At 74.0% G+C, this 22,823-nt stretch carries 25 protein-coding genes; 10 read left to right on the top strand and 15 right to left on the bottom strand.

The window, feature by feature from the left end; genetic code table 11:
* Positions 1-66: 66 nt before the first annotated feature.
* Complete coding sequence (locus tag SM450_RS11110; protein WP_474619618.1) at positions 67-813, bottom strand: lysozyme; 747 nt, start codon at positions 811-813, stop codon at positions 67-69.
* A gap of 127 nt (positions 814-940) precedes the next feature.
* Complete coding sequence (locus SM450_RS11105; protein ID WP_474619654.1) at positions 941-2,398, bottom strand: flavin monoamine oxidase family protein; 1,458 nt, start codon at positions 2,396-2,398, stop codon at positions 941-943.
* On the opposite strand from SM450_RS11105, the gene SM450_RS11100 reads away from it, so the two are divergent.
* Genes SM450_RS11100 through SM450_RS11090 form a run of 3 tightly spaced genes read left to right on the top strand, consistent with a single transcriptional unit; the run spans position 2,390 to position 4,781 of the window.
* Positions 2,390-2,740, top strand: coding sequence for a YciI family protein (locus SM450_RS11100; protein WP_474619617.1), 351 nt, complete (start codon positions 2,390-2,392; stop codon positions 2,738-2,740). The two genes, SM450_RS11105 and SM450_RS11100, sit on opposite strands and share 9 nt — an antisense overlap.
* Positions 2,737-3,948, top strand: coding sequence for an RNA polymerase sigma factor (locus SM450_RS11095; RefSeq protein WP_474619616.1), 1,212 nt, complete (start codon positions 2,737-2,739; stop codon positions 3,946-3,948). The genes SM450_RS11100 and SM450_RS11095 overlap by 4 nt, the downstream gene beginning before the upstream one ends.
* Positions 3,945-4,781 (top strand): SMP-30/gluconolactonase/LRE family protein, encoded by an 837-nt coding sequence (locus SM450_RS11090; RefSeq protein WP_474619615.1) that lies wholly within the window; start codon positions 3,945-3,947, stop codon positions 4,779-4,781. Before SM450_RS11095 ends, SM450_RS11090 begins: the two co-directional genes overlap by 4 nt.
* Positions 4,782-4,786: 5 nt before the next feature.
* On the opposite strand, the gene SM450_RS11085 is transcribed toward SM450_RS11090, so the two are convergent.
* Entirely contained in the window at positions 4,787-5,206 is a 420-nt protein-coding gene (locus SM450_RS11085) for a MarR family winged helix-turn-helix transcriptional regulator (protein ID WP_474619614.1), read from the bottom strand.
* Between the two features lie 78 nt (positions 5,207-5,284).
* On the opposite strand from SM450_RS11085, the gene SM450_RS11080 reads away from it, so the two are divergent.
* On the top strand, positions 5,285-7,075 hold the full coding sequence (locus SM450_RS11080; protein WP_474619613.1) for an ABC transporter ATP-binding protein: 1,791 nt from the start codon (positions 5,285-5,287) through the stop codon (positions 7,073-7,075).
* Between the two features lie 73 nt (positions 7,076-7,148).
* On the opposite strand, the gene SM450_RS11075 is transcribed toward SM450_RS11080, so the two are convergent.
* The gene (locus tag SM450_RS11075) at positions 7,149-7,805 is read right to left on the bottom strand and encodes a hypothetical protein (RefSeq protein WP_474619612.1); all 657 of its coding nucleotides are present in this window, start codon (positions 7,803-7,805) and stop codon (positions 7,149-7,151) included.
* A gap of 374 nt (positions 7,806-8,179) precedes the next feature.
* Here SM450_RS11075 and SM450_RS11070 point away from each other — a divergent pair, with 374 nt between their 5' ends.
* Together SM450_RS11070 and SM450_RS11065 are read left to right on the top strand one after the other, a co-directional pair.
* Entirely contained in the window at positions 8,180-8,854 is a 675-nt protein-coding gene (locus SM450_RS11070) for a hypothetical protein (RefSeq protein ID WP_474619611.1), read from the top strand.
* A 4-nt stretch (positions 8,855-8,858) separates the two neighbouring features.
* The gene (locus tag SM450_RS11065; protein ID WP_474619610.1) at positions 8,859-9,404 is read left to right on the top strand and encodes a hypothetical protein; all 546 of its coding nucleotides are present in this window, start codon (positions 8,859-8,861) and stop codon (positions 9,402-9,404) included.
* On the opposite strand, the gene SM450_RS11060 is transcribed toward SM450_RS11065, so the two are convergent.
* Positions 9,332-9,646, bottom strand: coding sequence for a hypothetical protein (locus tag SM450_RS11060; RefSeq protein WP_474619609.1), 315 nt, complete (start codon positions 9,644-9,646; stop codon positions 9,332-9,334). The genes SM450_RS11065 and SM450_RS11060 overlap by 73 nt on opposite strands.
* Positions 9,647-9,648: 2 nt before the next feature.
* Positions 9,649-9,927 carry a DivIVA domain-containing protein gene (locus SM450_RS11055; protein WP_474619608.1) on the bottom strand — a complete coding sequence of 93 codons (279 nt, stop codon included), beginning with the start codon at positions 9,925-9,927 and terminating at the stop codon, positions 9,649-9,651.
* Positions 9,928-10,193: 266 nt separating this feature from the next.
* On the opposite strand from SM450_RS11055, the gene SM450_RS11050 reads away from it, so the two are divergent.
* Positions 10,194-10,433: a winged helix-turn-helix domain-containing protein gene (locus SM450_RS11050; protein WP_474619653.1), complete on the top strand. Its 240-nt coding sequence runs from the start codon at positions 10,194-10,196 to the stop codon at positions 10,431-10,433.
* A gap of 9 nt (positions 10,434-10,442) precedes the next feature.
* Here the strand turns inward: SM450_RS11050 and SM450_RS11045 are convergent, their stop codons facing one another.
* Positions 10,443-11,213, bottom strand: a complete 771-nt coding sequence (locus tag SM450_RS11045) for a phosphotransferase enzyme family protein (protein WP_474619607.1) — start codon at positions 11,211-11,213, stop codon at positions 10,443-10,445.
* Between the two features lie 162 nt (positions 11,214-11,375).
* Here SM450_RS11045 and SM450_RS11040 point away from each other — a divergent pair, with 162 nt between their 5' ends.
* The 3 genes from SM450_RS11040 to SM450_RS11030 all read left to right on the top strand — a co-directional run bounded on the left by SM450_RS11040 (position 11,376) and on the right by SM450_RS11030 (position 13,110).
* Positions 11,376-11,978 (top strand): hypothetical protein, encoded by a 603-nt coding sequence (locus SM450_RS11040; protein WP_474619606.1) that lies wholly within the window; start codon positions 11,376-11,378, stop codon positions 11,976-11,978.
* 193 nt (positions 11,979-12,171) lie between these two features.
* Positions 12,172-12,612: a ribonuclease domain-containing protein gene (locus SM450_RS11035; protein WP_474619605.1), complete on the top strand. Its 441-nt coding sequence runs from the start codon at positions 12,172-12,174 to the stop codon at positions 12,610-12,612.
* A gap of 60 nt (positions 12,613-12,672) precedes the next feature.
* Entirely contained in the window at positions 12,673-13,110 is a 438-nt protein-coding gene (locus SM450_RS11030) for a barstar family protein (protein ID WP_474619604.1), read from the top strand.
* Between the two features lie 170 nt (positions 13,111-13,280).
* Here the strand turns inward: SM450_RS11030 and SM450_RS11025 are convergent, their stop codons facing one another.
* From SM450_RS11025 to SM450_RS10990, 8 genes are all read right to left on the bottom strand, one after another.
* A complete protein-coding gene (locus SM450_RS11025; RefSeq protein ID WP_474619603.1) occupies positions 13,281-14,006 on the bottom strand; it encodes an HD domain-containing protein in 726 nt (241 codons plus the stop codon).
* 7 nt (positions 14,007-14,013) lie between these two features.
* Entirely contained in the window at positions 14,014-14,463 is a 450-nt protein-coding gene (locus tag SM450_RS11020) for an ATP-binding protein (RefSeq protein ID WP_474619602.1), read from the bottom strand.
* Between the two features lie 223 nt (positions 14,464-14,686).
* Positions 14,687-16,030, bottom strand: coding sequence for a pectate lyase family protein (locus SM450_RS11015; protein WP_474619601.1), 1,344 nt, complete (start codon positions 16,028-16,030; stop codon positions 14,687-14,689).
* Between the two features lie 17 nt (positions 16,031-16,047).
* The gene (locus SM450_RS11010) at positions 16,048-17,214 is read right to left on the bottom strand and encodes a Gfo/Idh/MocA family protein (RefSeq protein ID WP_474619600.1); all 1,167 of its coding nucleotides are present in this window, start codon (positions 17,212-17,214) and stop codon (positions 16,048-16,050) included.
* Positions 17,211-18,701, bottom strand: coding sequence for a mannitol dehydrogenase family protein (locus tag SM450_RS11005; protein WP_474619599.1), 1,491 nt, complete (start codon positions 18,699-18,701; stop codon positions 17,211-17,213). Before SM450_RS11005 ends, SM450_RS11010 begins: the two co-directional genes overlap by 4 nt.
* Positions 18,692-19,993, bottom strand: a complete 1,302-nt coding sequence (locus SM450_RS11000; RefSeq protein ID WP_474619598.1) for an enolase C-terminal domain-like protein — start codon at positions 19,991-19,993, stop codon at positions 18,692-18,694. The genes SM450_RS11005 and SM450_RS11000 overlap by 10 nt, the downstream gene beginning before the upstream one ends.
* Positions 19,990-21,423: a glucuronate isomerase gene (uxaC, locus tag SM450_RS10995; protein ID WP_474619597.1), complete on the bottom strand. Its 1,434-nt coding sequence runs from the start codon at positions 21,421-21,423 to the stop codon at positions 19,990-19,992. The genes SM450_RS11000 and uxaC overlap by 4 nt, the downstream gene beginning before the upstream one ends.
* A 17-nt stretch (positions 21,424-21,440) precedes the next feature.
* Positions 21,441-22,769: a Gfo/Idh/MocA family protein gene (locus SM450_RS10990; protein WP_474619596.1), complete on the bottom strand. Its 1,329-nt coding sequence runs from the start codon at positions 22,767-22,769 to the stop codon at positions 21,441-21,443.
* Positions 22,770-22,823 lie beyond the last annotated feature (54 nt).

Raw genomic sequence — 22,823 nt, 5'->3', positions numbered from 1 at the left:
GGGCCTCCTCGTGGGTACGGACACGGCGGCGGGACGGGCGGTCACGGCCCGCCCCGCCGGGGTGGGTCAGCAGGCGCCGTTGCAGGCCAGCACCCGGAGCCGGTCCAGGGTGCCGTTCCAGACGTTCTGGTCGCCGGGGAAGGTGCCGGAGGAGGACCACTGCCAGAAGGAGTACGTGCCCCAGCCGGCCGGCAGCGTGCCGACGCCGCTGGCGTAGCGGGCGATCCACAGTGGATTGCTCGCCGCGAACTGCGACGTGTTGCCGGTGCAGGTGCTCCACCAGTCGGTGGTGGTGTAGATGGTGGCCCACCGGCCGGTGCGGGCGTGGTACTGGTCGACGAACGAGGCGATCCAGCTCCGCATGGACGCCTGGCTCAGCCCGTAGCAGGTGGCGCCGTACGGGTTGTACTCGATGTCCAGCGCGCCGGGCAATGTCCTGCCGTCCTTGGACCAGCCGCCGCCGTGGTCGACGAAGTAGTTGGCCTGGGTGGCGCCGGTGGTGGTGTCGGGGCGGGCGAAGTGGTAGGCCCCGCGGATCATCCCGACGTTGTAGGAGCCGTTGTACTGCTGGGCGAAATAGGCGTTGGTGTAGTACGTGCCCTCGGTCGCCTTGACGTAGGCGAACCGCGCGCCGTTGGCCCAGGCGGCGGACCAGTTCACGTTGCCCTGGTAGCTGGAGACATCCATGCCGGGCAGGCCGGCCGGGGCGGCGTGGGCGGGGGCCGCGCCGATCAGGGCCGCCGCGGCGGCGGTGACGGTGGCGAGGACGGCGGCGCCTGTGGTGCGCAGCGCCGTTCGCAGGAGACGGTGCATCTTTCCTCCCTGGGGGGTTGCCGCCTGCCGGCGGCGGGAGTGTGACGAAAGGAACTGTCGACATTAGGGCACAGGACGGAGAAACTTTTCAATAGACGTATCGAAGATTCTCTCTGAATTTGGGGGCTCAGCCGAGCGCGGCGAGCACCTCGGCCGCGGCGCGCTCGCCGGCCGTCACCGCGCCCTCCAGATAGCCGCTCCACCGGGTCGCGGTCTCCGTCCCGGCCCAGTGCACCCGGCCCACCGGGGCCCGCAGCTCCGGGCCGAAGTCGCGCCACGAGCCGGGCGTCAGGACGCCGCCGAAGCAGCCCCGGGTCCACGGATCGGCCGACCAGTCGTACTCGATCAGGTCCTCGGGGTCGGCGGCGGCCGGGCCGAAGAGAGCGACGAGCGCGTCCCGCAGCGCGGATCGGCGCGCCGCCGCCGACAGCCGACGCAACGCCCGGGCCCGCGTGCCGTAGCTGAACGCGGTGAGCACGCCGCCCGGCCGCTCGGGCAGCGAGTTGTCCACCGTCTCGGTGAGCGGTCCGAGGTCCGTGGTGGCCACCCCGGAGCGGCCGGCGGCGCGCCAGAACGGCTCCGGATAGAGCGCGTGCACCTTCAGCGCGGCGCCCATCGGCATCCGCTGCGTCAGGCCGTCGCGCAGCGCCGGCAGCGGCGGGTCGTACCGGATCCGGCCGGCCAGGGCCGGCGCGAGCGCGACCACCACCGCGTCGCCCCGGTGCGTCTCGTCGCCGGCCCGGACCCGCACGCCGTCGCGGCCCTGCGCGACGGCGTCGACCGGGGCGTCGAGGCGTAGCCGCCCGGGCGGCAGCGCGTCGGCCATCCGCTGCGCCAGCGCGGCCGGTCCGCCGACGATCCGGTCCTGCTGGGCGCCGCCGGCCATGCCGAGCAGCAAGCCGGCGCCGCCGCCGCTGCGCAGGTAGAAGAGCAGGTGCAGCAGCGACACCTCGTCCGGCGAGACGGCCAGCAGCCCACCGGCGAGCAGACGGCCGGCGTAGCGGGCGGTGACCGGGTCGGGCGCCGTCGCGGCGAGCCAGCCGCCGAGCGTGGTCCGGTCCCACTCCGCCGCCCCGGCGGCCCGCCACGGCGCGGCCGGGTCGAGCCCGGCCGCCAGCTCGTCGAGCGTGCCGAGCAGCCCGGCCAGGCCGGCCGGCGGCGCGGTGGCCGGCCGCCCGTCCAGCAGCAACGTCGGCGCGCCGTGCGCCGGGGACGGGAAGGTCGCCAGGCCGTACGCGGCGACGAGCGCGTACATCCGGTCCTGGGTGGGGCCGATCCACTGCGCGCCGAGGTCGAGCCAGCCGCCGGTGGGCAGCGGGCGGCTCAGCGTCCGGCCGCCCACCCGGTCCCGGGCCTCCACGAGCAGCACGTCGACGTCGGCGGCGTGCAGCGCGAGCGCGCAGGCGAGTCCGGAGAAACCCGCCCCCACCACGATCACCCGGCCACCGCGCACGGCCCGGCATACCCCGATCCCCACCGAAATCCCGTCCGTCCGGCGTGTCGAAACCGGCGTCCGCCGTTCGTGTGAAGGTGGAGGGCGGCGCCGGGGGGCGCCGGGGGCGACGAGGAGGAACCCGTGAAGCAGTACCTGATCAGCATGTACCAGCCGACCGGCGTGGGCCGGCCGGACCCGGAGTTCCTGGCCGGGGTGATGCGCGAGGTCGAGGCCATCGGCCGGGACCTGCGGGAGGCCGGATGCTGGGTGTTCGGCGACGGGCTGCACGCGCCGGAGACCGCCACCGTGCTGCGCCCGGCCGGTGACGAGGTGCTGGTCACCGACGGGCCGTTCGTCGAGGGCAAGGAATACCTGGGTGGCGTCACCATCATCCGCGCCCCCGACCTGGACGCCGCGCTGGACTGGGGCCGCCGCTACGCCCGTGCCACCACGCTGCCGATCGAGGTGCGCCCGTTCCAGGGCGAGGGATGACCGAGGTCGAACGGGTCTTCCGCACCGAGTACGGCCGCGTGGTCGCCACCCTGGTCCGCTTCCTCGGCGACATCGACCTCGCCGAGGAGGCGGTCCAGGAGGCGTTCGCGGTCGCGGTACGCCGCTGGGCCGCCGACGGCCCGCCGCCCAGCCCGGCCGGCTGGATCGTCACCACCGCCCGGAACCGGGCGATCGACCGGCTGCGCCGCGAGTCCAGCCGGGCCGCCCGGCACGCCGAGGCTGCCCTGCTGTATGCCGCCGACCCGCCCGCCGAGGAGGGGCCCGTGCCCGACGACCGGTTGCGCCTGATCTTCACCTGCTGCCACCCGGCACTCGGCGCGAACGCCCGGGTGGCGTTGACGCTGCGCCTGCTCGGCGGGTTGAGCACCGCCGAGATCGCCCGCGCCTTCCTGGTGCCGGAGCGGACCATGGCGCAACGCCTGGTCCGCGCCAAGGCGAAGATCCGGGACGCCGGGATCCCGTACCGGGTGCCCCGCGACGCCGACCTGCCGGACCGGTTGCGCGGCGTGCTTGCCGTGGTCTACCTGATCTTCAACGAGGGGCACACGGCAAGCGCGGGGCAGCGGCTGGGTCGGGTCGAGCTGGGCGCCGAGGCGATCCGGCTGGGCCGCCTGCTGGTGGCGTTGATGCCGGACGAGCCGGAGGCGCTCGGTCTGCTCGCGCTGATGCTGCTTACGGAAGCACGGCGGGCCGCCCGGACCGGGCCGGACCAGGTGGCGGTGTCGCTGCCCGAGCAGGACCGGGGCCGGTGGGACCGGGCGCTGGTCGCCGAGGGGCAGGACCTCGTGCGCCGCTGCCTGCGGCGCAACCGGCCCGGCCCGTACCAGATCCAGGCGGCGATCAACGCGGTGCACGTCGACGCGGCCACCGCCGAGGCCACCGACTGGGCCCAGATCCTCGCCCTCTACGACCAACTGATGACCTGCGCGCCGGGGCCGGTGGTGGCGCTGAACCGGGCGGTCGCGCTGGCCGAGGTACGCGGACCGGCCGCCGCGCTGGTCGAGGTGAACCGGTTGGACCTGCGCGGCTACCACCCGTGGCACGCCGTCCGGGCCGACCTGCTGCGCCGCCTGGACCGGCCGGTCGAGGCGCGTGCGGCGTACGACGCGGCGATTGCCGGCACCGAGAACGAGGCGGAGCGGGAATTCCTGCGCCGCCGTCGCGACCAATCGAAGGAGAGCACGTGAACACACCGGAACTACTTGTCGACGGCCTGGCGTTCGGGGAGTCGCCCCGCTGGCTCGACGGCCGGCTCTGGCTGGCCGACTGGGGCGCCGGGGAGGTGCTGACCGTGGACGCCGACGGGCACACCGAGGTGGTGGTCAAGGTCGACGGCCTGCCGATCTGCTTCGACCGGCTGCCCGACGGGCGGCTGCTCGTGGTCGCCGGCCGGGACGGGCGGCTGCTGCGCCGGGAGCCCGACGGCGCCCTGACCCTCCACGCCGACCTGGCCGCCCTGGCCCCGTACCCGTGGAACGAGGTGGTGGTCGACGCGCGGGGCAACGCCTACGCCAACACGATCGGGTTCGACTTCCCGGGCGGGACGTTCGCGCCCGGCTCGGTGGCCCTGATCACGCCGGACGGCGAGGCCCGGCTGGTCGCCGGCGACCTGGCCTTCCCGAACGGCATGGCGCTCACCCCGGACGGGCGGACGCTCATCGTCGCCGAGTCGTACGCGGGGCAGCTCACCGCGTTCGACGTCGCCGCCGACGGGTCGCTCGGCGGGCGGCGGGTCTGGGCGGCGGTGGCCGACTCCGCGCCGGACGGCATCTGCCTCGACGCCTCCGGCGCGGTCTGGTACGGCGATGTGCCGAACGAGTGCGCCGTGCGGGTGGCCGAGGGCGGCGAGGTGCTGGACCGGATCGAGTTGGACCAGGGCTGTTTCGCCACCGCGCTCGGCGGTCCGGACGGGCGCACGCTGCACATGCTCACCATGCGGTGGGATCCGGCGGCGTTGGCCGGCGGGCCGCGGACCGGCAACGTGATGACCGTGCGGGTGCCGGTCCCGGGCGTCGACTGAGCGCCCTACCCGTCACGTAGCCGGCGCAGGATCCGGCTCAGTTCTGCCTGGTCACCGGGGTCGAGGGCGGCGAAGAACCGCTCCGCCTCGGTGGCCCGGGCGGCCTGGATGGCGGCGCCGACCCGGTCGCCCTCGGCGGTGGGGGCGACGAGCGTGGCCCGCCGGTCGCCGGGGTCGGGCCGCCGCTCGACCAGGCCACGTTCCTGGAGGCCGTCGACCACCTCGGTGGCCGAGCGGGGCGCGATGCGCAGGTGTTCGGCGAGCGCGCCGGGCCGCAACGCGCCGTGCCGCATGAGCACGCCGAGCGCCCGCGCCTGCCCGGGGCTGATCTCCCACGGCTCCAGCGCGCGCTTGGTCTGGTGGCGCAGCCGCCGGGTCACCGCCCAGAACGTCTCGGCCAGGCTCTCCTCGTCGCTGCCGGTCACGGGAATACGGTAGCAGTCGGTCCTGTTGTTCCCTCATGATGAGGTAACCTCAGCATTAACCGACAGAGGAGAACCCCCTTGGATCACATCCCCGACGGCCGCGGTGGCGGCCGAACCGTGTCCCCCGCCGAGAAGGCCCAGGCCCGCGACGTGTCGCTACGCCGCATCGGTGGCCTCTTCACCGCCCACCGTCGCCCGCTCGCCGCCGTGGTGGCGATCATCGTGGCGTCCTCGATCATCGCGATGGCCTCGCCGTTCCTCCTGCGTACCGTGATCGACCGGGCCCTGCCCGAGCGTGACCTGACGCTGCTGGCCTGGCTGGTCGCGGCCATGATCGCGGTGGCCGCCGTGACCGCCGTGCTCGGCGTCGCCCAGACCTGGATCTCCACCCGGGTCGGCCAGGAGGTCATGCACCGCCTGCGCACCGACGTCTTCGCCCACCTCCAGCGGCAGTCGATCGGCTTCTTCGTGCGCACCCGCACCGGCGAGGTGCAGTCGCGCATCACCAACGACATCGGCGGCATGCAGTCGGTGGTCACCTCCACCGCCACCTCGATCGCCGCGAACCTCACCACGGTCGTCGCCACCACCGTCGCCATGGTGGCGCTGAGCTGGCGACTCACGCTCGTCTCGCTTGTCGTGCTACCGCCCGCGCTCTGGCTCACCCGCCGGGTCGCCCGGCTGCGCCGGGAGATCACCGCGCGCCGCCAACGCGAACTGGCCGACCTCACCGTCACCATCGAGGAGGGGCTGTCGGTGAGCGGCGTACGGCTGGCCAAGACGCTCGGCACCGGCGCGGCGCTCGTCGACCGGTTCACCGCGTCCTCGGCCCGCCTGGTCGACCTGGAGCTGCGCTCCGAACTGGCCGGCCGCTGGCGGATGGCCGCCATGACCGTCGTCTTCGCCGCCATCCCCGCGGTGATCTACCTGGGCGCCGGCCTGCCCGGCACCGCCGGCACGCTCACCATCGGCACGCTCGTCGCCTTCACCGCGCTCCAGGGCAACCTGTTCCGCCCGCTGATGGGCCTGCTCAACGTGGGCGTCACGCTCACCGCCTCGCTCGCGCTCTTCGCCCGCATCTTCGAATACCTCGACCTGCCGGTGGAGGTCGCCGAGCCGGCCCGCCCGGCGTCGCTCGACCCGGCCACGGTCCGCGGCCACCTGCGCGTCGAGGATGTCACCTTCAGCTACCCGGGCAGCGACACCGCCGCCCTGGCCGGCGTCAGCCTGGACGTCCCGGCCGGCACCAGCCTGGCCCTGGTGGGGGAGACCGGCTCCGGCAAGAGCACACTCGCCGCGCTGATCAGCCGGCTGCACGATCCGGACGCCGGCCGGATCACCGTCGACGGCGTCGACCTGCGCGACATGCGCCTGGCCGACCTGGCCGCCGTCGTGGGCGTGGTCAGCCAGGAGACCTACCTGCTGCACGCCACCGTGCGCGACAACCTGCGGTACGCCCGGCCGGACGCCACCGACGCCGACCTCGAGGCCGCCGCCCGCGCCGCCCGGATCCACGACCTGATCGCCGCGCTGCCCGACGGGTACGACACCATGGTCGGCTCCCGGGGCCACCGCTTCTCCGGCGGCGAGCAGCAGCGCCTGGCCATCGCCCGGACGCTGCTGCGCGATCCGCGGATCCTGGTCCTCGACGAGGCGACGAGCGCGCTTGACACCGAGACCGAACGCGCGGTGCAGCGGGCGCTTGACGAGCTGGCCCGGGGCCGCACCGTGGTGACCATCGCGCACCGCCTCTCCACGGTCCGCGACGCCGACCGGATCGCCGTGCTCGACCACGGCCGGATCGTCGAGTCCGGCACCCACCACACCCTCCTCGACCACCAGGGCCGCTACGCCACCCTCCTCGGCTGACCCCCACCCCCTGATGCCGTGATCATGAAGTTGGCGGCGGTGTTGATCTCTGTTCTTGCCGCCACCCTCATGATCACCCCCTCCCGGGGCTCGTGTCGGGCGGGCGCGGGCGCGCCGGGTCGCGTCGGCTGTGCTCCTGCGCGTACTCGGCACGGCGGCGGGTCAGGTCGCGCTCGCACTCCAGCGCGATGCGCTGCTCCCAGTACGGCTGGAGCAGCCGGCGGACCCGCTCGTCCAGGTGCACCGTGACGTCCGGCTCGCAGGCGAACGTCACCGCCCCGTGCGCGTACGTCCACGGCGGCGGGTCCTCGGAGGCCAGCGCCGCGCTCAGCGCGGCGTGCAGCTCGTGCGGGCGGTGTGGCGGCACCGTCAGCGCGCAGCGGACCGCCAGGCGGCGCAGCCGCTGCGTCGCCTGCGGCTGGAAGTAGTCGACGTACCAGCCGAACAGCTCCGGCCGCGCGGTCCCGGAGGACCAGGTGTAGGTGGCCCGCACCTCGAACACGTAGACCTGGCCCTGCGCCGGCACCTCAAGCGGCCCCGGAAACCGCCTGTCGACAGTGGTCACCGGCATGACCGGCTCCTCGGTCCACCACAGTTGCCGCAGCGTGGGCTGCGCGCCGGCCCAGAACCGCCGCGCCCGTACACGTGCCGCGTCGCCGGCCGTCCGGGCCAGGCCGACCCAACGCGGTCGCCGTCCGCCCGGGTCCGGGTCCTGCGGGTTCGCGGTCATCACACCCCCTCTGCGCCGGGCGGCAGCCGTCCGCCGGGGCGTCGCGGCTCCGGCCCGGTCGGGTGAGGGGTGTACGGGTCGTCGCGCGCGGCGATCCGCGCTCCCAAACTAACAACGGAAGCCGCCCGGAGCGGTCAGCCGCGCGGCCGGCCGATCGGACGACGTGTCGCGTAGTCCGATCGGCGGGACTCGGTGGCGAGTCTGTTAGCGTTCTCACGCGGTCGGTCCCGTCCACGGGACCAACCGTCCAAACCGGAGCCCCATCGGAGGGTGATGTCTTGATTCCGCTAGGTCGCGGTTCGTAGCGTGAGGCTCCGCAACCCGTCGGCCGGTAGGGCGCCGCCGGCGGCTGCGGTCGTCACTGTGGGGTGTGCATGCTGATCGCCGGAGCCGTACCGGTCACGAGCGTCATGGCGGAGCTGCGCACCGAGCGGTCCCTGTTCCACTCCGAGGCCGACTTCCAGCACGCGTTCGCCTGGGCGGTGCGCCGCCTCGACGCGGGCATCCGCGTCCGCTTGGAGGTGCGGCAGGAGCAGGACGAACACCTGGACCTGCGCTGCCACGGCCCGGCCGGACAAACGGCGATCGAGTTCAAGTACTTCACCGCCCGGTTCAACGGCGTCGACCCGCACACCGACGAGGAGTACGCCCTGCGCAGCCACGCCGCCGCCGACGTGGCCCGGCGCAACTTCGTCTTCGACATCGAACGGCTGGAACGCTTCGTCCGCTCCGGCCCGGCGCGGACGAACGGCCTCGCCCTCCTGCTCACGAACGCCCACGGGCTGTGGCAGGCCCCCGCCGTCGACCGGCCGACCCGGGACCGCGAGTTCCGGCTCCACGAGGGCCGCCGACTCGCCGGCATCCTCAAGTGGGGCGTCGACGGACGCTACTTCCAGCCGAACCGGCGCCACCTCACCGGCGACTACCGGCTCGGCTGGCAGGACTTCACCGACCTCCCCGGACGCAACGGCCGGTTCCGCTGGCTCGCCGTACCGGTGAACGGCGCCGACACGCCGACGTCCGCCGAGCCGGGCGCGGGAAGGGACTGACCGCATGGGCGTGGAAGCTCGCCAGGCCGCCGGCCGGACCATCGAGTTCCTGAGGTCCCTCGCCGAGCGGCGGTACGACCGGGTCTGGACTCCGGACTTCCTGAGCCACACCCCGGACGTGCAGGGCTTCGTCATCTTCCACGGCGGCGCGCTCGTGCTCGTCTACGGCGCGGTGGCGCCGGGGGACCCGACCCGCTGGCTGTTCCGGATGGCCTGCGCTCCCGGCGCGGACGTGACGGACACGTCCGAGGCGATGGAATGGGTGAACATCAGGAACCGGCTCGCCGACGGCGGGCGCTACTACTGCGTCGTCACGGCCGACCGGAGCGCCTGCCACGTGGTGTTCGCGCTCGACGTCTGGAGACCGGTGCTGGAGGACGTGGCGTCGCCCGGTACGCAGACCGCCCGTGACCTGCTCGACGGCGCGCTCACGGTCTGCGTCCACAACGCCACCGCCGACTTCCGGGACCTGTCCGCCTATCTCCCGGCCCGGCAGTTGAACCCCACCGAGGACGATGCCGCCACGCTGTTCGCCTGGACCCGGCACTGAGCCGGCCGCCGGGCGTGCACCGGCGCCGCCGCGGGACGCAGCCCGGCGAGTTGGACGAAGATCTCCCGCTTGGCGGTGGCGAGGCCGCGACGGTCGAGGGCGTAACCGGCCAGCCAGAGCCAGCCGAGGTGCGTCAGCTCGGGGCCGACCGACACGACCCGGAACGTCAGCGCGCGGTCGCCGCCGAACTGCACCGAGGCGCGGCCGTCGATCCGGAGCAGCTCACCCGGTTGTGGGAGCACCGCTACCAGTGCCCCTGGTTCGGTGGACGGCACTCACGGGCGTGCATGGCCTGCCAGTCGCGCACGGCCCGCTTCAGCCGCTCGTTCTCCACAGTCAGCCGGCGAATCTGCCGGTACAGGTCGGTCAGCTCGTCGGCGACCTCGGTCTGGAACGCGCGTACCTGATCGCCGTCGACGCCCCGGCGGCGCCTGTCGAACGCGCGGTTCCGCGCCTCGTGCGGAGTCATCCGGGCCGGTAGGCCGGTTCCGTAGAGCTGGCCGGAGCGAAACACCTCGGTCACGTCGGTCCTTCCCGGTCGCGTCCGCGCCTTTGGGTGCGTTTCTGGTCGCCCTGGCGACAACAAACGCACTCAAAGACCCAGGGGAGCGGTTCGTGGGTCGGGACGGGCACGCGCACCCGTCCCGACCGGGGGAAGCCCCTGCACCTTGTTGCCACGCAAGGGGAGAGGCGCTTCTCAACTTAGCTGTCCTAGTCACCTGAGTCAAACAGCGAGTTGTTGTGAGGTGTCGTTGCGTGATCGAATTGGCGTGCCACGCAGGGGGAGCCATGCCGATTACCGCTGACTACATCCGGATCGCCGACGAGATCGTCGCCGACATCAGAGCCAAGAGGCTCAAGCCGGGCGACAAGCTGCCCTCGATCTCGCAACTCGCCGCGACGCACGGGGTCAGCCCGTCGACCGTCAAGCAGGTCTACGTCCGACTCGAAGCCCTGCGGGTTATCCGGCGGCATCAGGGCAAGGGCGTGTTCGTGAACGATCCGAAGCTCTGGATGCGCGAGCCGTAGACAGCGGCGTCAGTCCAGCAGGGCACTCGTCCACTTGTCGGTGTGGCGCTCGGTGTAGTCGGCGTCGGCGCGCCACGTGTCGCCGTGCCCGGTCCGCCAGTGCGTCGCCCACGGCTCGACCCCGAGCGCGGCCTGATCACGCAGGAAGTCGTGCATCGCCCGGGTCCGGACGGTCAGCAACGGCACCAGGTCGCGGCGCTGCCGTTCGTCCAACCCGTACGCGTCCACGAAGGCGCGCAGACGCTGCCCCGCGTCCGCCCGCTGCCAGTCATGATGCGCCGACAGTGGGACGAAGCCGTGCGCCGCGTAGGCGAGATCCCACAGCCGTGACCCGGGCCCGGCGTTGTCCCAGTCGATGACGACCCAGCGGTCCCCGATCACCAGGTTCCACGGCGCGAGGTCGTGGTGGACGATCATCTCGTCCCGGTCGGCCGGGATCGGGGCGTTCCATCGCGCGTCGGGCGGCGGCGTGAACGTCGCGAGCGCGTCGTGCAGCTCCCGCGCCAGCCGGCCCACCCGGGCGAGCTGGTCCAGCGGTGCGAGCAGGTCGAACCGGTGCGGCCAGGGCACCTCACCCGCCGCGTACGTGAGCACCTCCCGGCCCTTCCCGTCGATGCCGAGTGGCCGGGGCGCGCCCCGGAAACCAACCGACCAGAGGTGGTCGAGCAGCGCGTGCACCGCCGGGGTCCAGGGACCGGCCCGCCGGCGTACGGTGTCCCCGACCCGCACCACGCCCGCCGTCACGTTCCCGCCGGCGAGCGGGATCTCCTCGACGCTCATCCGGCAAACGTGCCACATCGACCATCGCGCCGCAGGCCCCCGCCGCCATCGGCGGAATCACCGCAGGTCTCGTCAGGCTGGCCGCTCAGTACCTGAGGGCGCGCGGGTTCGCGATAGCGTGATCGCGTCGGCGGATCGGCGGGGTGAGGGTCGGTGGGTGTGGTGAGCGGTCTGACGGCACAACTACCAGCTCTGCTCGGTGTCCTGATCGGAACCGCGGGCACGATGCTCGCCACCGGCCTGAACGAGCGGACCCGGTGGCGCCGGAGTCAGACCGTCCGGTGGGACGAGCGGCGTCTCGACGCGTACGTCGAGTTGACCAAGGCGGTCAAGGAGATCCACGCGGTGGCGACCCAGATGCTCGGCGCGCATCGTCCCGGGGCGAGGAGGCCGGCCCTGGACCGGGACGAGGGAGTGACCCGGCTGGCCGAGGTCGATGTGCGGCACACCCTGGCCTGGGAGGCGGTGCTCCTGCTCGGCGACGAGGCCACCGTACGCGCCGCAGCCGAGTGGCGGCACGCGGTGCGAGACATCGAGTCGGCGGCACGGGCACTTCCTGATTCGCCGACGGACGTGCCCGGGATGGTCCACCGGGCGGATGTGGGCCGTGACCGGTTCTATCGGGCGGCCCGCGAGAGCCTGGGTGTTCGCGGCGGCTCGGTGGAGCAGGTAAGGCACCTGCTGCCGAAGCCTGGTGGGACGGGGCCGGCGGCGCTGGCACAGCGGCGCCCGCCGGATCAGCGGCTCGGCCGAGACGGCACCTGACCCATCGAAGCGCTGCCACCACGGATGGTCGACGGCCTGATCCGCCCCGCAGCCGCCACCGCGTGTTCACCGGGGATTCGGGGCGCGGTCGCCGGGCGAGGGCTGTACGCCGGGCAGGATCCTCGACAGACTGGGCGCCAGCCATCCAACGATGATGGTCGATGTCCTTTCCGGTTCGCTCAAGGAGGATCCCTTGACCCCGTTCCGCGCCGCCGCCACCCGCGTACGCCGCGCCCTGGCCGCGTCCGCCCTGGTCACCGCCCTGGCTGCCGTCGCGCTCGTCGCCCCGGCCACCGTCTCCACCCGACTCGCCGAGCCCGCCCGGGCAGCCGTCTACAGCTCCTGCACCCTGTCCCGCTGCGCGGACGCCCGCACCGCCCGCTCCGGCTGGTCGGCGAAGAGCTTCCCGACCAGCCGCGGCTGGTATTCGTGGAGCGGCGGCACGTGCAACTTCGCCGGCGGGCAGTTCTACAACCGCGAGGGCCAACTGCCCACCAACGCCACCTACTACGAGTACGACGTCTACCCGCGCGCCTGCAACGCCTCCCGCGACGCGTACCGGATCGTGGTGAACAAGAGCACCGGGACGACCTGGTTCTCACCCGACCACTACGCCAACTTCTACCGGCTCTGACGCATGTCGGCGCCGGCCGGGCGTACGCTCCGGCCGGCGCCGACCGGAAAGGACGGACCGATGGGCGCAGCCTCCCCGCAGCCACCGGCCTGGCTCACGCTCGATCCCGCCTCGGCGCCCGAACCGGCAGGCGTGCCGATCCCCGGCGCGGCCACCCGCACCCGGGCGGCCCTGCACGACACGCTCGCCGCGTCGATTCCCCTGCCCGACTGGTATGGCCGCAACTGGGACGCCCTGGCCGACATCCTGGCCGACATCCTCGCCGGCCGGATCGAGCAGGGCCCGCTGACCCTCCTCGTGCGGGACGCGGCGAACCTGCTCGCCGACGAGCCGCCCGCCCAACTCGGCACGTTCCTCGATGTGCTCGGCGCGGCAGCCGCCGGCGGCCACGCCACCCTGCGGCTCGTGCTGCGCGACGCCCCCGACCGGCTGGCCGCCCTGCGTGACCGCATCACCGCCGCCCTGGGCGGTCACGTCGGCGCACCCGAAGCCACCTGACCCGTCCCCGTCATCTCCCGCCGCCCGCCGCCCACCGCAAACTCCTTGATCACGCCGAGGGGTGCCGGTGGGCGGGTGCGGGGGCGATCATGAGGTTGGCGGGGTTGGGGAGCGCTCTCTCGGTCGCTAACTTCATGATCAACGGGAGGGGGGAGGGTTGGGTGGGTGGGTCAGGTTGCGGGGTCGAGGATGGCCTGGAAGCGCTCCTCGGCCAGGTCTAGCTGGGCGAAGATGTGCTGCTTGACCGACGCCGACAAGGGCGTGTCGGGGCGGGCGATCAGCTCGCGGAAGACCGGCACCAGCGGGCGGTACTTGGCGGCCGACCGGGCTACCTTCGGCCCCACGGTGTGGATGACGCCCACCCCGTTGTCGGTGAAGTCCGACACCTTGATGACCCGGGCCCAGGGTTCCCGGTCGAGGCTCGCCGCCACGTGTTCCCGGTACTGCGTGTGCCGATCCCGGCCCGGGTCGTACGCCGGGTTGGTGACCGCCTCGACCAGCCGCGCCACCCGCGATCCGAAGCGGGCGGCGAGCGCGGCCAGCGCCGCCACGGTCACGTCGTCGTTCGCCCGTGGACCGGCGGCGGCCAACTCGGCGGGGTGGTCCTCCACCGCGTCGTGCAGCAGCCCGGCGACGATCACGTCCACGTCCCGGACCTGGTAGTGGTGCATCATCCGGATCGCGACCCGGAGCAGGTGGTTCAGGTACGGCTCGCGGACCCGCCGGTCGTCGCGGTGCAGGTCGGCGGCGAGGTCCAGCGCCTCGGTCAGCCGGGCGCGGGCGGTGTCGTCGAACGCGGCGATCTCCAGGCGGAAGCGGGCCAGCAGGCCGGGCTCGCCGTGGATCTCGGTGATCGCGTGCATCGGCATGGTGGCGAGGTACGCGGGGAACTCCATGGCTCCCTTATAGCTGATCTTCGCTGGACGCCGCCGTCGGCTTGCCGACGCCGTTACGGATGAGCCGCTTGGCGAGGCGTACGCAGGTGCCGTCCGGGGTGCCGACGATCGTCGCCTCGTCCATCACCCGGGCCATGATCAGCCGCCCGCGACCGCGGTCGCTGCCGTCGTCGCCGTCGGTCGGCCGCCAGCCGCCGTGGTCGCGTACCTCGATCTCCAGCCGGTCGTCGCGCAGCTCGACCTGGACCGTGGTGATGCCCTCGGGGGCGAAGCGGTAGCCGTGTTCGATGGCGTTGGCGCATGCCTCCCCGGTGGCGATGAGCACCGTCTCGACGTCCCACTCGTCGACGCCGTGGGCGTGCAGCCAGCCGCGCAGCCGCTCCCGGGTGGGCGCCAGCAGGCCGGGGTCGGCCGGCAGGTCGATGGTGAGGACCCGGCCGGTTGTCCCACCCGTCACGTCCGGTCCTCCGTCCCGTGCCCGTCCCCGGGCCTGGGCGCCACTCGCGCTGTCACCGACTGTTCTCACCCTCCTGTCCCCGATGGCCACTGTTTCATGCCATCGGCGACGGGGTTCGTCAAAGGTGATCATCGCGCATCGGGGCCGGCGTGTCAGCAGACACCCCGACGGGCCGCCGCCGGCGTCCCGAGCGGGGGGACACCGGCGGCGTGGGTACGACAGGTCAGAGCGGCAGCCGGCCGGCGCCGGCCCAGGCGTCGACGACCGGCGGGACCAGCGGCGTCGGCAGCGGCGGGGTGGCGCGCAGGGTGGGCGTCCAGCCCGCGTCGCCGCCGAGATCCGGGTCGTGTGCGGCGTTGTACGCGGCCAGCAGGCTCACCGGCCGGGGGAGGCGGTTGCCCTGCTTCACCCAGCTTCCGCGCTCGGTCAGCGCGGTGCCGCCCCAGTCGTGGATGAGGTCCGCCGGGTCGACCTCGTCGGTGAGGGTGAAGAAGTTGTTCTCCGCGTGAATAGCGGACTGCACGCCGACGCCGAGGGCGTACTCGAAGCCGGCGCCGCCGAGCCGGTAGTGGTTCTCGTGCACGTCCACCTGGCCGAACCGCACCCGCGGCAGCCGCTGGAGGTCCCCGTCGAAGAGGTTGTGGTGCACGCTGACCTTGAGCCGGCCGACGTCCGGGCCGACCGTGTTGGAGGAGCCGATAAGCATCAGCTTGTCCCGGCCGGTGAACCGGTTCCAGGAGGCGGTGACCAGGCTTGCGGTGTGCGTGACGTCGAGCGAGCCGTCGTGCACCTGCCAGGGCCGGCCGAAGTAGATCGGCTGCCCGCTGTCCGGGTTGTCGCCGTCGGTGAACGTGTTGTGGTCGACCCACACGTGCTCGCTGCGTCGCACCGAGATCTGGTCGTACTGGGAGTTCCAGTTGCCGGTGTCGCCGTCGGTGGGGGACCAGGCCGGGAAGCAGTCCCGGGCGTCGTCGAACTCCAGGTTGCGCACGATCACGTTGGCCACCCGGTCGATCATCAGGGTGAGGCCGGTGAGCCGGGCGCCGCGCAACCCGACGATCGTGGTGTTGGACCCGACGTTGATCTGCGTCTGCCGGGTCTGGTTGGCCACCGACCGGACCCGGGCCGCCTCCAGCGGCCCGCTCGGGTCCACCCGACCCCAGACCGCCGGGTCGTACGCGGCCAGGTAGGCCGGCAGCGTGTACTCCGGGTCGGCCAGGTCGGCGCAGTCGAGCGGCGTGCCGTCGGGGCCGGAGAAGCCGTCGATCGTGCCGGCCACGTACACGATCTTCGGGGTGGCGTCGGTGGCGTTCGTGGCGTTGTCGCCGCCGAGCGCGGCGATCAGCTCGGCCCGGGTACGCACGACGCGGGTCCGGTCGGCGGTGGCCGCGCCGCCGCCTGTGGTGCCGGCGCCCTCGGCGGCCCAGCCGTCGTCGGCGGGAAGGGCCTGGCGGCCGATCAGCTCGGCCGCCCGGGACGGCTTGGCGGGCGCGGCCGGCGCGGGCGCGGCGATGGTGAGGGTGAGCGTGGCGGCGAGGACCGCGACGCCGACTGTTCGGGTACGCATGGCTCGGTTCCGTCCTGTCAGGTGGTGGGAAGACGCACGTCTTGGGGTCGGACCGCCCAGGGCACCCCGGCCTCGGACGGCAGCACGCCGGTCTCCGCCGCCGCGCGCAGCACCGCGTTGACGCCCCGGATCACCCGCACCCGTTGCGGGCCGTCGCCCACCTGACGCACCAGGTCGCCGTCGAGCAGCGTCGGTTCGGGCGCGTCCCGCAGCGTGTCGAGCACGGCGGTGAACGGCTCGGTACGCGCCAGCGGCGCGATCAGCGGCACGCCCGTGGCGCGGTGGTCGAGCAGGTTCGCCAGCAGTCCCTGCCGGCCGGGCACGGTACGCGGGTGGGCGTCGCCGGGCAGGCGCAGCCGGTCGGTCGGGTATTCCAGCACCGCCCGCCCCCGTCCGCCGGTGACAAGCACGTCGCCGGCGACGTGCTCCTCGGCGGCCAGGGTCAACGCGGCAAGCACCGGCGGGCCGGCCTCCGGGGTGAGCCGCAGGATCGTGGTGTCGTCCACCTCGATCGGGCGGACCCGGTAGCGCTCCACCTCGATCCGGGCCGGCCGCACCGGCGCGCCGGTCACCGACTCGGCCACCGCCAGGCACTGCATCAGCGCGTGCGCGAGCGGGTTGGCGAGCGCCCCGTCGACCGCCGGCCGGCCGTCCACCGACCGGCGGCCGGCCCAGGGGGAGCGGGCATAGTAGGAGTCAGGGCGTTGCCAGGCGGCGACCGTGGCGATGCCGGTGACCGGGCCGAGCCGCCCGCCGTCAAGCGCGCCGGTGAGCGCGGTGAGCGCCGCCGAGCCGAGCGCCTGGAAGTTGACCTGCACCGCCCGGCCGGCGGCGGCTGACGCGGCAAGCAACGCGCCGTGTTCGGCCAGGTCGAGCACCGGCGGCTTCTCCAGCAGCAGGTCCGCGCCGGCGGCGAGGACGTCCCGCGCGATCGGCAGGTGGGTGTGCGGCGGCGTGCAGACCACCACCGCGTCCGGACGGGACGCGGCGAGCATCGCCAGGTGGTCGGTGAAGATCCGCGTCCCGGGCGGTGTGGGGGCGTCCGGCTCGTCCTCCGGCGGTCGCACGTCGACCAGGGCGACCAGGCGCAGCCGGCCGGCGGCGTGCAGCGCGGCGATCACCCGCCGGTGCCAGCGGCCGTGCCCGTTCACGCCGACGAGCGCCACCCGGGGCGGCGCGGTCACCGGGCGCCGGCCAGGGTGGCGCGGACGCCGTGCCGTTCCAGCGCGGTCAGCCAGCCGGCCACCTCGGCGCGGAACTCGTCGTCGGCGGCCAGGTCGGCGGGGATGACCTCGCGGACCGCGAAGATCGCGTCCACCACACCGGCCGGGGTGTGCCGGCCGCCGGCGAGCGCCGCGCGCAGCCGGTCGGCGAGCGGGTCGTCGAGCGGCAGCGGGCGGCCGTCGTCGGTGTGGCCGAGCAGGAACCGCAGCCAGGCCGCGACCACGAGCGCGCTCCACCGCGCGGACCGGCCGGCGGCCCGCAGGTCGACCGCCGTGTGCAGCACCCGCTGCGGCAGCTTCTGCGAGCCGTCCGAGGCGACCTGCGCGGTGCGGTAGCGGATCGCCGGGTTGCCGAACCGGGCGAGCACCTGTTCCCCGTAGTCGGGCACGGAGACGCCGGGCGGCGGGGTGAAGCTCGGCGCGATCTCCGCGGCGACCAGCCGGCGCAGCACCGCGTCCAGGTGCGGCAGCGCCAGCGCGTCGACCACCGTCTCCGCGCCGGCCAACGCGCCGAGGTACGCGGTGGCCGAGTGCACCCCGTTGAGCGCCCGCAGCTTCAGCCGTTCCCACGGGCCGGCGTCGTCGGTGAGGACCGCGCCGGCCCGTTCCCAGGCGGGCCGGCCGCCGGGGAAGTCGTCCTCGATCACCCACTGCGACCACGGCTCGGCGGCGACCGCCGCCAGATCGGTGACGCCGAGCGCCTGCCGCGCGGTCTCCCGGGTCTCGTCGGTGCTTGCCGGCACGATCCGGTCGACCATGGTGCCGGGGCAGGTGAGCTGCGCGGCCACCCGGTCGAGCGTCGCGTCGGGCACCCGGGCCAGGGCCAGGCACTGGTCGACGAGCGAGCGCAGCCGGCGGCCGTTGGCCGGCAGGTTGTCGCAACTGACAAGCGCGATCGGCCCGGCGTCGGCGGCGGCGCGGGCGAGCAGCCCGCGCACCAGCAGCCCGGGCACGGTGCGCGGCGGCCGGTCGGTGGTGAGGTCGGCGGTCAGCTCGGCGTCGGCGGCGAGCGCGCCGGTGACCGGGTCGAGCTGGTAGGCCTTCTCCGTCACGGTGAGCGTGACCACCCGGATCGCCGGGTCGGCGAGCAGGCGCACCACCGCGTCCGGGTCGCTCGCGGCGTGCCGCACCCCGGCGAGCGCGCCGATCACCCGGGTCGACGCGCCGTCGGCGGCGAGCGTGGTGACGCTGAACAGCGCGTCCTGGGCGGCGAGCGCCTCCACCACGTCGGTGCTGCGCGGCGCGACCCCGATGATGCCCCAGTCGCCGCCGGCCGCGCCGACCGCCGCCTCGGTGTGTACCGCCTGGTGGGCGCGGTGGAACGCGCCGAGCCCCAGGTGGACGATGCCGGCCGGCACGGTGCCGGGGCGCACCAGCGGCCGGCTCGCGTCGGGCAGCCGGCGCAGCGTGGCCAGGCCGAGCCGGTCCGTGCCCACGGTCACCGCCATGCCGGGCCGTCCGGGAAGCGGAACCGCGCGATCGACTCCGGCCGCATGGCGGCGCTGTAGCCGGGGGCGGTGGGCAGCAGGTAGCGCCCGCCCCGGGTGTGGACCGGGTCGACGAAGTGCTCGTGCAGGTGGTCCACGTACTCGACCATCCGGCCGTCCAGGCCGGTGCTCACCCGCAGGTGGTCGAAGACGGCGAGGTGCTGCACGTATTCGCACAGCCCGACGCCGCCGGCGTGCGGGCAGACCGGCACCCCGAACTTCGCCGCCAGCAGCAGCTCGGCGAGGACCTCGTCGACGCCGCCGACCCGGCACGCGTCGACCTGCATCACGCCTATCGCCTCGGCCTGGAGCAACTGTTTGAAGATGACCCGGTTGGCCGCGACCTCGCCGGTGGCGACCCGGCACCGGCCGCCGGACAGCTCGGTCACCGCGCGGGCGATCCGGGCATGGCCGAGCACGTCGTCGGCGTGCGTGGGCTCCTCGATCCAGTACGGGTCGACCTCGGCGAGCACCGCCATCGCGGCGATCGCCTCGTCGACGTCCCAGACCTGGTTGGCGTCCATCATCAGCAGCGCGTCCGGGCCGATCTCGGCCCGGATGATCCGGGCCCGTCGCAGGTCGTCGTCGAGCCGCCCGCCGACCTTCATCTTCACCGCGCGCCACCCCTGGGCGTACGCGTCGCGGGTGAGCGCGCGCACCTGCTCGTCCGGGTAGCCGAGCCAGCCCACGGACGTGGTGTACGAGGGGAAGCCGTCGCGTTCCAGCGCGGCCAGCCGGTCGGTGAGGCCGTCGCGTCCCTTGTCGAGGAGGGCGGCGGCCTCGTCCGGGGTGAGCGCGTCGGTGATGTGGTGGAAGTCGACGGTGGCCACCAGCTCGTCGGTGGGCATCTCGGCGAGGTACCGCCACATCGGCTTGCCGGCGAGCTTGGCGCGCAGGTCCCAGACCGCGTTGACGAGCGCGCCGGTGGCCATGTGGATCACCCCCTTCTCCGGGCCGAGCCAGCGGAGCTGCACGTCGGCGGTGAGCGAGCGCCAGAACGCCACCGGCTCGGCGGTGATCTCGGCGACGGTGCGCCCGCGCACGTGGTGGGCGAGGGCCCGCACCGCCGCGCAGGTGATCTCGTTGCCCCGGCCGTTGGTGAAAGTGAACCCGGCGCCGGTCGGGCCGCCGTCGGTGGTCAGCTCCACGTACGTGGCGGAGTAGTCGCCCCGGTTGATCGCGTCCGAGCCGTCGCCGCTGGCGGCGGTCGGGAAGCGCACGTCGTGCACCGTGACGTCGACGATCCTGGTCACGCGCTGTCACCTCCGAACTTGAAGACCTGCTTGGGCAGCCGGTAGGCCAGGTCGACGATCGTCTCGGCAGCCTCGTCCTCGGCCAGCCGGTGCTCGGCGACCAGGCGGGCCAGGAAACCGGCGTCGACCCGGCGGGCCACGTCGTGGCGTACCGGGATGGAGCAGAACGCGCGGGTGTCGTCGACGAACCCGGCGGTGTTGTAGAAGCCTGCCGTCTCGGTGACCGCCTCCCGGAACCGGCGCAGCACCTCCGGCGAGTCGAGGAACCACCAGGGCGCGCCGAGTCGCAACGCGGCGTAGCCGCCCGCGAGGGGTGCCAGCTCCCGGGTGAAGGTGTCCTCGTCGAGCGTGTAGAGCACCACGGTCAGCCGCGGGTCGTTGCCGTGCGCGTCGAGCAGCGGGGCCAGGCCGTGCACGTAGTCGGTGGCCTGCGGCACGTCACCGCCGACGTCGCGCCCGTGCCGGGCGTACAGCCAGCGGTTGTGGTTGCGCACCGCGCCGGGGTGCAACTGCATCACCAGGCCGTCGTCGAGCGACATCCGGGCGAACTCCAGCAGCATGTGCGCCCGGAACGCCTCCGCGTCGTCCGGGTCGGCCCGGCCGCGCCGCCCCTTGTCGTAGAGCGCCGCGGCCTCCGCCGGGTCGAGATCGAGGGTACGGGCGGTGGGGTGCCCGTGGTCGGAGGAGGTGGCCCCGGCGGCGGCGAACACCTCCCGGCGTTGCCGCAGCGCGGCCAGGTAGCCGGCGTAGGTGCCGGTGTCCTCGCCGGAGACCTCGGCGAGCCGGTCCACGTTCGCCGACCAGCCGTCGAACTCCATGTCCACCACGTCGTCCGGGCGGAACGTGGTGACCACCCGGCCGCCCGGCCCGCCCCAGCCGTCGGCGGCGAGCTTGGCGTGCCGGCCCAGGTCGTCCAGGGGCGACTCGGTGGTGGCGAGCACCTCGATGCCGAAGCGGGTGAACAGCTCCCGGGGCCGGAACGCCGGCTCGGCGAGGCGGGCGGCGAGCGCGTCGTAGGCGGCGTCGGCGGTGGCCGGGCCGAGCGGGGTGTCCACGCCGAACACGTTCCGGAACGTCTGTTCCAGCCACAGCCGCGACGGGGTGCCGCGGAAGAGGTGCCAGTGCGCGGCGAAGCGCCGCCAGATGGTGCGCCCGTCGGTCTCGACCGGGCTGCCGTCGACGCTCGGCACGCCCAGGTCGCCCGGCGGCACGCCCTGGCTGAGCAGCATCCGGGTGAGGTAGTGGTCGGGCACGATCAGCAGCCGGGCCGGGTCGGGGAACGGGCGGTCCTCGGCCAGCAGCGCCGGGTCGACGTGCCCGTGCGGGGAGATGATCGGCTGCGCGGCGGCCAGGGCGTACAGCTCGCGCGCCAGCGCGCGTTGGCCGGGCTCGGCGGGTAGCAGCAGATCGCTGGGGGAGATGATCGGCACGGGGGAGGGCTCCTCGGTCAGGGCAGGGTGAGCAGGTCGGCGACCCGGACGGGCGCGCCGGTCTCCAGCGAGCGGTTGGCGGCCAGGCCGGTGAGCAGGGCGAGCGCGCCGTCGTACGCGGTGGCGGCCCGGCCGAGCGGGTCGGTCTCGCCGCCGAGCAGCACCCGGGTCATCCGGGCGTCCGCGCCGCCGTGCCCGCGCCGGGTCCAGCCGTCCACCGGGATCCGGACCGGCGGTTGCCAGAACTGTCGCAGGGTGAGTCGGGCCTCGCCGCGCTCCACGGCGGCCTCGTCGCCGTGCAGCGCCGCGCCCTTGAGCGCGGACGCGCCGCCCGGGCTGACGTGGTCGCTTTCGGTCACCTCCAGTTCGAGGCGGCCCCGGCTGCCGTTGACCATCACCCGGTAGCCCTCCCAGGGGGCGTACGCGGTGAGGTGGTAGGTCATGGTGGCGCCGGTGGAGTAGCGGGCGAGCACCGCGAGGTCGTCCTCGATGGTCACGCCGGGGGCGAAGACGTTGCGGTCGCGGTGGTAGCCGTCCTCGGCCTCGGCGTCGAGGTACAGCTCCCGCAGCCGGGGGTGCTCGGCCAGCCGCAGCGCGAACGGGTCGTCGGCGGCGGCCGGGGCGCCGTGCGCGCGGTCGTAGTCGCGGGCGTAGCCGTGCCGGCGGCCGGCCTCGCCGTAGAAGAACAGCCGGCCGGCCGCGTGCACCTCGACCGGGCGCGCGTCCAGCCACCAGTTGACCAGGTCGAAGTGGTGGCTGGCCTTGTGCACGAGCAGCCCGCCGGAGGTGGCCTTGTCGCGGTGCCAGCGGCGGAAGTAGTCGGCGCCGTGGCGCACGTCGAGCAGCCACTCGAAGTGCACCGACCCGATCTCGCCCACCGCGCCGTCGGCGAGCAGCCGCCGGAGCTGCTCGTGCAAGGGGTTGTAGCGGTAGTTGAACGCGACGGTGACCTGCCGGCCGGTCTCCGCGACCGCGTCCAGGATGCGCCGGCAGCGGGGCGCGTCGACGGTCATCGGCTTCTCGGTGACCACGTCGCAGCCGGCCCGCAGCGCCGCCACCACGTACTCGTCGTGGGTGACGTCGACGCTTGTCACAAGCACCACGTCGACGCGCTCGGTCGCCAGCATGGCGGTGAAGTCGGCGGCGGCGTAGGTGGGCACCGGTGGGTGACCGAGCTCGGTGAGCCAGCGGTTGTGCGCGTCCATCCGGGCCTGGTTGACGTCGGCCAGGGCGACCAGCTCGGCGGTGTCGGCGTGGTCGAGCGCGAGCGCGCGGACGAACATCTCGGCGCGCGCTCCGGCGCCGACCAGGGCGTGGCGGACCCGTTTCCGGTCCGGTGGTGACATGGCGTCGGCCTCCCGCGGTGCTGCAAAGGTTTGCAGCCGAAGAAACCATGCCGG

The sequence above is a fragment of the Micromonospora marincola genome, from assembly GCF_056150385.1.
Note: the sequence above shows the minus strand (reverse complement) of the source record. Positions and strands in the feature narration are given on the sequence as shown.